We start from the raw sequence: 8,610 nt of genomic DNA on the forward strand, positions 1-8,610 counted from the left end.
TCCCGTGCTACGGTGAGAATGTCGTAAGGCTTACTTACCTAAATGGAGCAATAAGGCTCACACCATAACGCTAGTTTGGTGTTGGGACGGGGCTTTCAAGGTGCTGAACTAAATTCCGCACACAGCCCCTCATGAATTGCGACCCACAAAAAAAAGAATCCAGAACTTTTGGTGATCCGCATTTGTTTGTTGTAAAATAGGCTGATGATAGTCAGAGAAGCCAAGCTTTTAAACGGGTCTAAGGCACAATACCAAGCAATAGACTCAGCCATAAGAACTGCTCAATTCATTAGAAACAAAGCAGTTAGATTATGGCGCGACGAGCCGGATGTAAATAAGGCTCGTCTGTCTGAGCTGTGTAAAGAACTGGCACGCGCATATCCTTTTGCCAAAAAGTTGAACTCAATGGCGCGTCAGGCATCGGCACAGAGGGCTTGGAATTCAATCTCTAGCTTCTATCGTCGCTGTAGAGAGGGATCCAAAAAGAAAGGTTATCCTCAGTTCAAAAAGCATTCTCGCAACGGCTTTGCCGACGCTGCGCGAACAGTTGAGTATAAAACTACGGGCTGGAAGCTATCAGAGGATTGTTTAACGATTAATTTCACCGATGGTTTTCAAGCAGGTACGTTCTCTCTATTCTGTAATCATGAAACCAGAGAGGACTTATTTAGGCTAAAAATTAATCGGGTGAGAGTGGTTAGACGAGCTGATGGTTATTATGCTCAATTCTGTTTTGATGTTAATCGTAAAGAAGCGGGAAACTATACAGGGAACTTTGTAGGCATTGATTTGGGATTGAAGTATTTCTACAAAGACCAAAACGACAATGGTGCAATATATCCTAAGTATTTAAGAAGAGCACAGAAGCGAATTAAGAAACTACAGCGACGGTTGTCCAGAAAGTTTGTTAAGGGTAAGAAACCTCAATCCAACAACTACCACAAAGCCAGAATTAGACTCGGTAAGGCACATTTGAAGGTTCAAAGACAGCGTAAAGACGAAGTCTTCGCAGCTCTCGGAGCTTGCATCCGAGAGAACGAAGACTGGGCGGTGAAGCTCGCTCGGTGCGTAGTCCACTCTAATGATGTGGTTGTCTACGTTGGCGCTAGCCTGCCGACGCTAGGAGGCATAGACCTAAAGATACAAAACATGGTCAAGAATCATCATCTGGCTCAGTCTATTTCTGATGCTTCGTGGTATCAATTCACTCAATGGTTAGATTATTTTGGCAAGGTTTGGGACAAGACAGTGATTGCTGTTGCCCCTAACTATACCTCCCAAGATTGTTCAAATTGTGGTCATCGAGTGAAGAAATCACTCAGCACTCGAACTCATCAATGCCCTAAATGCAGGGAGCATCCCATTTTTGCCCATAACACTTTCAATTATGTTTTTAAACCCTAGTACTCTCGTTAGTTTGAGCCATGGATTTGCCAAATTGGGATGCTCCCTAAATGCAAGACAGAAATATGTCGGGATACGAATGCGGCATTAAATATTTTAAACAAAGGTATGAACATTCTAGGTGTTGAGTGCAATAACAACAGTACCCTAGGGCATAGGGGATCTGCCGGGGAACCGGGAACGCTTGAGGAGAGTTCGACCGCTGTTGATGAAGAGAAATCTAATTCAATAAGTTGTCTCGATGAATCAAGAATCACTGTCTGTGAGAATCCCGCCCTGTAATCTTTGATTCAGCGCCGGGAGTATGTCAATATTGTTGATCGCTTTTTTATGCCTTTTCCCAGATCTAGTGGTCTTTTGCTCCATCCGACATCCCTACCCAGTCCCTTTGGTATTGGTGACTTAGGTTTACAGGCTTATCAATTCATTGACTTTTTGGCACAAAGCGCCCAGCAATACTGGCAAATCTTGCCCCTTGGTCCGATTGGGTATGGTAACTCTCCCTATGGCTCTTACTCAGCCATGGCAGGCAATCCCCTGCTCATTAGCCCAGAACAATTGCAAAAGCAGGGACTGCTCAAGGATGAAGACTTTGCCAATCTACCAGAGTTTCCCCTCGACTCAGTGGATTATAATCAGGTAATTCAAACCAAGATGCCCCTGTTATACCAAGCTTGCGATCGCTTCCGTGCCAACGCCTCACCCCAACAGCACCATAAATTTACAGAATTTTGTCAAGCAAAAGCCAGCTGGTTGGAAGACTATGCTTTATTTATGGCTGTTCGTGATGTGTTTGACCAGAGTAGCTGGCATACTTGGGAACGAGACATTGCTATGGCTCAACCCAAAGCAGTTGAGTATTGGCGGCAGAAATTGCAAGATGAAATTTATTTCTACAAATACCTACAGTTTGAGTTTTTCTGCCAGTGGTCAGCTCTCACACAGTACGCCAACCATCACCAGATCCAGATTATTGGTGATATTCCAATTTATGTGGCTCACGATAGTGCTGATGTCTGGGCTCATCGGGAAATCTTTGCCATTGATCACGAAACTGGCGAACCCACACTCATGGCTGGGGTGCCTCCGGACTATTTCAGTGCCACAGGTCAGTTGTGGGGTAATCCAGTTTATAACTGGGAACAGTTACAGGCAGATAACTTCCGATGGTGGATACAACGCTTCCAAACCATCTTGGAGTATGTAGACATTGTGCGGATTGACCATTTCCGGGGATTTGAGGCCTACTGGCAAGTCAAGCAAGGAGAAACAACTGCCATCACTGGAGAATGGGTTAAGGCACCAGGAAAAGAATTTTTTGAAGTACTCCAAGACAAGTTGGGCAATTTGCCAATTATTGCGGAAGATTTAGGGATCATCACTTCAGAAGTAGAAGCATTACGCTCACGCTTCCAGTTTCCTGGTATGAAAATTTTACAGTTTGCCTTTAGTGGGGGATCAAGTAACCCTTACTTACCCTTTAACTATATCCAAAACTGTGTGGTTTACACCGGCACCCATGATAATGACACAACAGTGGGTTGGTTTAAAAAACTCTCTGCTGAAGATAAGCAGATTATAATTAATTACTCCGGACCAGTCAGCCAAGAAGGCATCCATTGGGATTTAATCCGATTAGCGCTCAGTAGTATTGCCAACCAAGCAATTATTCCTGTGCAAGATATTTTAGGTCTGGACACAGATGCTCGAATGAATTTTCCGAGTACCGTGGAAGGTAACTGGCAATGGCGCTATCAACCGAATGCGTTGAGTGAAGAATTGGCTAATCGCCTCAAAATCCTCACTCACACTTACGGTCGCGCTCCCAGTTCTGACTAGCAAGCCTAGTTATATTGTATTGGAATAGTTTGAACAATTAATCCTATTAAGTTCATTATTGGTTGTTTATTTTTTGACAAAAATGTTAATTATTAGTTGACAATCTTCAACTCACAATCCTACACAATTATAGTCTATACAAGGGATTAACTGGACTTTATATAAGTTAAGTGCTATAGCATTTGAATTTGATATGTTCAAATTTAATTGATTAACAAAGGTAACAGGTAACATTAGGAAAGAGAGCCGACAATTGTTTCGTGTTATGGTAAATCAGCATTGGTTTTCATGAATCTATTTTTAATTTTAAATGCTATAGGTTGCGATTTTTTTATTAAAATCTATAGGTTTTTGCCCCCAATTATATGCTTTTTTAATGTTTAAGATTGATGAATTTAATGCTTTTCCCCTAGAAAGCTTGACTACTGGAGAGAGGGTCTAGGTTTAGCGGCAAAGGTTAATGCTTGTACTGCACCAGGAGCCCCCATCTGCTTTGCCTGTTGGTTATTGAACTCAACGATTACATTGCCAGCATCCCCAGCTTTAACAAATAGTTTTTCGTTAGCAACCCAAGTCTTCTGGGTTCCTTCTTCTAGGATGCCTTCATATTTTTTCTTGCCATCTGCCACGATCAGAAGCCAAGATCTACCTTTGAGAGTGATATCCACCTGAACTGGCTTATGTGGACTGGACGGTATCTTGGTTAAGGCTAACTGCGCTTGCGAGTTAGTTTGATCTAAATTACCGGGTGTCGGTAATGATTGAGCTGGAGACAAGTTTGGTTCCTTATCAGTTATTTGTGGCTTAGAAGGGTTGATTAGGACAGATAAGCCACTCACCGAACCAATAACCAAGCCAATGTAGAACAAATAAAGATGAAACGGTCGCAGTTGAGGAATCCAACTGTTACCCCACGAAAGTGTTGACCTTTGTACAGTTACCCCAGTGGGAAAAGCCTTGGCAAACTCGTCTCCATCTAAGCCTAGTGCATCCGCAAAGTGCTTGATAAACCCTTGAACATACACAGCTTCTGGTAATTGGTCTAGCTTGCCTTGCTCTATTGCCCTCAAAAATCGTGCATTAATTCGGGTGCAAGTGGCAATTTCCCCAATGCTTTTAGACTGTTGAGTGCGTAACTGGCACAGGTATGAACCCATTTCTGCCAGCTTCTTCTGTTGTTGTTCCTGCAACGGGACTTTGTTTTCATTCATACACGGTACTCCTCGACATCTGCTGGCATTTTTACTGAACAATGGTGGATTTACTGGTAAGAAAACTCACCTCTACATCATTCAAGGCACGGTAGTCACCACAAGGAAGAATTGGCTCTCCTGGTAGATTTAATTTAATCGGGCCAATAGCAGTACGATGTAGATGAATCACTGGATAGCTTAGCAGTTGAGCAACACGACGGATCTGTCGGTTTCTACCTTCGGTTAAGACCACCTCCAAAAGTGTGGATTGACCCTTACGCTTAAGTACACGGACTTGAGCGGGTAACGTTTTTTTACCCAGCAGATTAACACCTTCACGCCAAGTTTGCAGGACCGATTCTGGGGGATTACCCCGTACCCAAACCTGATACGTCTTAGGTATGTGATGACTAGGATGGGTCAGGCGAAATGTTAGCTCACCATCATTGGTCAGTAGTAATGCACCTGTAGAATCGGCATCCAGCCTTCCTACAGGATGAATCCCCTGACCCTTGGTTAGTTTATCCGGTAATAAGTCAATTACTGTCGGACGATTCCGGGAATCTCGGCAAGTGGAAACTACTCCAGCAGGCTTGTTCAGTAAAAGGTAGATAGATTGAGGTCGCTGATAGGGGTTTATCGGTTTGCCATCCACTTCGATTACATCTGTTTCTGGATCAGCTTTCTGCCCCAAATGTACAGTCGTACCATTTAGGCGCACTTGTCCTGCGGCTATCATCTTCTCGGCTCGACGCCGTGACGCAATACCCCACTGTGAAAGAATTTTTTGTACTCTTTCCTCCATGACCCAACATTTGGCTTGAGCTTTGTCTTCTGGACTATGGTGATGCTGAATTTAGTTTGCCTTATGCTTATAGTGTGCCCAGGAGTTGATTTCCATTAGACAACGACTTCAAAATACTATGTACAAATAGTACAAGAAGGTGTTCTTTTGGTTAAAACTCCGAAAAGCTCGAAGCAAAAGCCAAGCCAGATTATCAGCAAAGTTATTTCCCCAGCGCTACGGCTGTGGCTGCGATCGCAAGTAGAGGAAGTTGCTACATTGCAACTAAGCATTGTGGGACGCGATCGCCAAATCCTGACTGGTTACATTCCTCAGGTTGCCCTTGCTGCCAACCAAGCAGTTTATCAAGGACTGCATCTAACCCAAATTCAGCTCGAAGGCAGTAATATTAAACTTAACCTGGGTCAGATAATTAAGGGTAAACCCCTACGTCTTTTAGAACCAGTTCCCGTAGTGGGTCAGCTATTACTCCTAGAACCAGACCTGCAATCATCTCTTGAAGCACCCTTGTTATCTAACGCTTTGACGGAGTTATTATATACATTCCTTAAATCAGATGATATCATTAAACCCGGTAACGACCCAAAACAGCCACAAATACGCTGGCAAAAGATTAATATCAATATAGGACAGCTGACCTTAAGAGGCATTTCAACTAATCCTGATGTTGGTACCAAGCTGATAGTAATTCGTGCTGGTATCCAACTGGCGACCCCCAACCAACTGGAACTGAACCCCTTGCAAGTTCAGATAGACCCTGATGCCCCCCCGATTAGCTTAGATGGGTTTCTAATAAATTTAGGACCAGAGGTGGAGCTTCTTGAACTTACCCTCACAACTGGACAACTGATATGTCGTGGAGGACTGAAGGTAATGCCTTAGGTGTTAGTCCTTACTTTGTATAGCACTACCCATTCAGATGTTTGACATTCCTAAACTCCGAAACGTAAGTAATCGCTTACTTTTGACTTCTGACTTCGTTCCTTCTCACGCTAAGCGTAGCGCTATAAGACCCGTGGAGATTGTCGTTGGCCTCACCATCGCTACCTTTGAGGGCGCTCCATCCCTTGCCAACTAAATCCTATTCCATATCAATAAGATAACCATCTTCCTTCCGCCCCCTAATATTAAGTAATGTAACAATTATGCCGTCATAGCAGCTTAATGTCTTGACAGCTAGAGAGGAAGCCGATAAGGTTAAATACATACCCGGGTACAACGATATAAAAAATATATGCAAGACAAGCAAAAAGTTACTCTTTATCTTCCACCAGGATTGCACCGTCGGCTCAAAATAAAAGCGGCTGTTGATTCTGAATCAATGTCAGCTATGGTTGAGAGGGCGATTATATTCTACATAGAACACCAAGATGTGGTTGAAGAGGTAGACCAATATGGACAAACCCATCAAGTATACTCCTGTCCTGAGTGTTCTAGTGACTTGGTTCTCTCAGAGGGACAATTAGTTGCTCTGAAAAACCAACCTGGTGTGATATCGGAAGAACTCCCAGTAGAAAAGGTAACAGCGAAAGTATGCTCCATTACCGATTCTCACGGAGAAGAGGAATTGGTTCCTTGTTAAGGTAGCCAAAGTTAAGGTAGACAAATTAATCTACTCCCAGAGCAGACTTAGTTAGCTCAGTGGTTCAGTTGAAGATGTTTGGGCAGTTGTAAGCCGTCTCTAATATTAGGTAGAGTTATGCAAGAAGAGATAAACGTTCTCATTCAAGCTCAATATCCTCTAATCTACCTCGTGACTCCCGAGGAGGAGCGGGCAGAGAGGGCAATAGCAATGATTGCTCAAAGGAAGTCTCAACAGCAACGAGTCTTTGTTTGGACCGTCACTCACGGGATTGTTGAGTATGGTCAATCGCGCCACACCACTCAGCACAATACGGTCTCTCCTGAGGCAGCAGTTCAGTGGGTAATTCAACAAAAAGAACCTGGTATATACATCTTTAAGGACTTACATCCCTTTATCGATGCACCAGCAACTACCCGATGGTTGCGGGATGCGATGGCAAGCTTTAGGGAGGAAGCTAAGAAGTCTCTTAAAAAGTCTATCATCGTAATGTCCCCGGTGCAGCAGATTCCTATTGAGTTGGAAAAGGAAGTGGTCGTGCTTGACTTTCCCCTACCAAACCTTAAGGAACTTAACCAAGTCCTATCCCACCAACTGGATCAGAGCAAAACTCGTCGAACTACTACAGAAACTAGGGAAAAGCTGCTCAAAGCAGCATTAGGCTTGACCCGGGATGAAGCAGAGAAGGTTTATCGCAAAGCCTACGTTAAAGCTGGTCGTCTCACCGAAGCTGAAGTCGATATTGTTCTATCCGAGAAGAAGCAGATCATCCGCCGCAACGGTATCCTAGAGTATATCGAAGAAGATGAAACCCTCGATTCTATAGGAGGGTTAGAGGAACTGAAGCGTTGGCTAAAGCAGCGCTCTAATGCCTTTACAGAGAGGGCGAGAGAATATGGTTTGCCTCAACCGAAGGGAATGTTGATTCTAGGGGTTCCTGGCTGTGGTAAATCTCTGATTGCCAAAACTACGTCTCGTTTATGGGGTCTGCCACTATTGCGCCTGGATATGGGGCGGGTATACGATGGCTCGATGGTAGGGCGCTCGGAAGCCAACCTGCGCAATGCTTTGAAGACGGCAGAATCAATCTCTCCAGCTATTCTCTTCATAGATGAGCTTGATAAGTCGTTTGCTGGTAGCAGTGGTTCTTCTGACTCTGATGGGGGTACTTCAAGTCGAATCTTTGGTTCTTTCCTGACCTGGATGCAAGAAAAAACCTCACCAGTTTTTGTGATGGCGACAGCCAACCGAGTGGAGCGCCTACCAGGAGAATTCCTGCGCAAAGGTCGTTTTGATGAGATATTTTTTGTTGATTTACCCAACACCCAAGAACGCCAGCAAATCTTTGAAATTCACCTGAAAAAGCGGCGTGGAGATATTGACCGCTTTGACATTGAACAGTTAGCTAAGGTTTCTGAAGGTTTTTCTGGGGCTGAGATTGAACAAGCCCTGGTGGCAGCGATGTACGAGGCATTTGCTCAAGACCGGGAGTTTACTCAACTGGATATTATTGCCGCGATTAAATCAACTCAGCCTCTATCGCGCACGATGACAGAGCAGGTTGCAGCCCTGAGGGACTGGGCTAGGCAACGCGCGCGACCTGCTGCATCCTACGTAGCTGAATATCAGCGTATGGAGTTCTAACAGGCTTTCTCCTGCTACCAACAGGAGTAAAGGCTAGCAAAAAATTGCTAGCAGTTTGATAAGTAGCCGCTTGTAATTGTTGAGGGCGGCTAGCCATAAAAGTAAAACGCTACGTTGTCCTTTCTCTGATACCTTTTCTGGAG

At 44.2% G+C, this 8,610-nt stretch carries 7 protein-coding genes; 5 read left to right on the forward strand and 2 right to left on the reverse strand.

Going from position 1 to position 8,610, the window contains the following annotated elements:
* Positions 1 to 204: 204 nt before the first annotated feature.
* Both F6K20_RS13870 and malQ read left to right on the forward strand, forming a co-directional pair.
* Entirely contained in the window at positions 205 to 1,404 is a 1,200-nt protein-coding gene (locus F6K20_RS13870) for an RNA-guided endonuclease InsQ/TnpB family protein (protein ID WP_008177671.1), read from the forward strand.
* A gap of 330 nt (positions 1,405 to 1,734) precedes the next feature.
* Positions 1,735 to 3,243: a 4-alpha-glucanotransferase gene (malQ, locus tag F6K20_RS13875; protein ID WP_044491801.1), complete on the forward strand. Its 1,509-nt coding sequence runs from the start codon at positions 1,735 to 1,737 to the stop codon at positions 3,241 to 3,243.
* A gap of 422 nt (positions 3,244 to 3,665) precedes the next feature.
* Here malQ and F6K20_RS13880 read toward each other — a convergent pair whose 3' ends face one another.
* Together F6K20_RS13880 and F6K20_RS13885 are read right to left on the reverse strand one after the other, a co-directional pair.
* A complete protein-coding gene (locus tag F6K20_RS13880; protein ID WP_008177680.1) occupies positions 3,666 to 4,454 on the reverse strand; it encodes a helix-turn-helix domain-containing protein in 789 nt (262 codons plus the stop codon).
* Positions 4,455 to 4,485: 31 nt separating this feature from the next.
* Entirely contained in the window at positions 4,486 to 5,241 is a 756-nt protein-coding gene (locus F6K20_RS13885) for a pseudouridine synthase (RefSeq protein ID WP_008177683.1), read from the reverse strand.
* A gap of 147 nt (positions 5,242 to 5,388) precedes the next feature.
* On the opposite strand from F6K20_RS13885, the gene F6K20_RS13890 reads away from it, so the two are divergent.
* The 3 genes from F6K20_RS13890 (at position 5,389) to ycf46 (ending at position 8,467) form a co-directional block, all read left to right on the forward strand.
* Positions 5,389 to 6,123, forward strand: a complete 735-nt coding sequence (locus F6K20_RS13890) for an LmeA family phospholipid-binding protein (protein WP_008177685.1) — start codon at positions 5,389 to 5,391, stop codon at positions 6,121 to 6,123.
* 352 nt (positions 6,124 to 6,475) lie between these two features.
* Positions 6,476 to 6,823 (forward strand): slr0373 family blue light stress response protein, encoded by a 348-nt coding sequence (locus F6K20_RS13895; protein WP_008177686.1) that lies wholly within the window; start codon positions 6,476 to 6,478, stop codon positions 6,821 to 6,823.
* Positions 6,824 to 6,940: 117 nt separating this feature from the next.
* Positions 6,941 to 8,467: a stress-responsive protein Ycf46 gene (gene ycf46, locus F6K20_RS13900; protein ID WP_287295028.1), complete on the forward strand. Its 1,527-nt coding sequence runs from the start codon at positions 6,941 to 6,943 to the stop codon at positions 8,465 to 8,467.
* The last annotated feature ends 143 nt before the right edge of the window (positions 8,468 to 8,610 follow it).

Source organism: Moorena sp. SIO2C4 (assembly GCF_010672485.1).
GTDB classification, from domain to species: Bacteria; Cyanobacteriota; Cyanobacteriia; order Cyanobacteriales; family Coleofasciculaceae; genus Moorena; species Moorena producens.